Below are 1,024 nucleotides of genomic sequence, written 5' to 3' on the forward strand. Positions count from 1 at the left end.
AGCGTCAGATGTGTATAAGAGACAGTACCAATTGACGGTCTATTCGATAGCTGGTTTGCCAACCGACAATACGACGGCTGAATAGATCCAGCATCACACATAAATACAGCCAACCTTGCTTAGTACGGATATAGGTAATATCTGTTGTCCAGATCTTATTGGGTTCATTGACCGTAAATTGACGATCTAACAAGTTAGGTGCTGTAGGCAAACGATGGTTTGAATCAGTCGTATGCTTGTATTTACGTGCAATCCTGCTACGTAAACCAAGCTTTTTAAGCATTCTTCCAACGGTTCGTTCGCTCATGCTGTAACCTAAATCATGCATGTCATGTACCAATGAAGGTGCACCCAATCGTGCATGATGCTGCCAATATACGGCTTTTAAATCATTATATTTCTGCGCTAGATTGGTCTGGCGTTTTCGCCAGGCATAATAGCCTGAAGTGCTGACACCCAGGCATTTACAGGCAGAAGATACAGTGACTTCATTCACATCTAGATCTTGAATTACCGTGTACTTTTCTTGGCATGATCTGTCAGAAAGTACACATGCGCTTTTTTTAAGATGTCATTGACTTCCCTAAGCTGTTTGACTTCTTTCTCTAATTCCAAGATCCGCTGTTGTTCTGGTGAAAGTTGACGTTTGCTTGAACCCACTGGATTGGCTTCACGAATCCATTTGTCTAAAGTTGAATAACCCACACCTAATTTCTGGGCGATTGCAGCTATAGGCTCGTGTGAGTTTGAAAGTGCATAATCAATTGCTTGCTGTTTAAATTCAGGACTAAAACGTTTGGCCATTTCTTGGATCTCCAAAGTTAACGTTACGTTATCTTTAGAGGGAAGTACTGTCCATTATTTTGGCTAGGATCAGTTGGCTGTATTTATGTGTGATGCTGGATCTATTCAGCCGTCGTATTGTCGGTTGGCAAACCAGCTATCGAATAGACCGTCAATTGGTATGTGATGCGTTTCATTATGCAATGGCTCGTCAGGGGTATCCAATGGGTGTCATGGTACA

2 pseudogenes are annotated in these 1,024 nt (G+C 42.1%); one reads left to right on the plus strand and one right to left on the minus strand.

Going from position 1 to position 1,024, the window contains the following annotated elements:
- Nucleotides 1–10: 10 nt before the first annotated feature.
- A pseudogene (locus BFN00_RS15640) lies at nt 11–804 on the minus strand (IS3 family transposase); the annotation flags it as partial.
- A 71-nt stretch (nt 805–875) separates the two neighbouring features.
- Here BFN00_RS15640 and BFN00_RS15745 point away from each other — a divergent pair.
- Nucleotides 876–1,024, plus strand: a pseudogene (locus tag BFN00_RS15745) (DDE-type integrase/transposase/recombinase); the annotation flags it as partial.

This window comes from Acinetobacter sp. AR2-3 (genome assembly GCF_001878775.1).
Taxonomy (GTDB): Bacteria; Pseudomonadota; Gammaproteobacteria; order Pseudomonadales; family Moraxellaceae; genus Acinetobacter; species Acinetobacter lwoffii_D.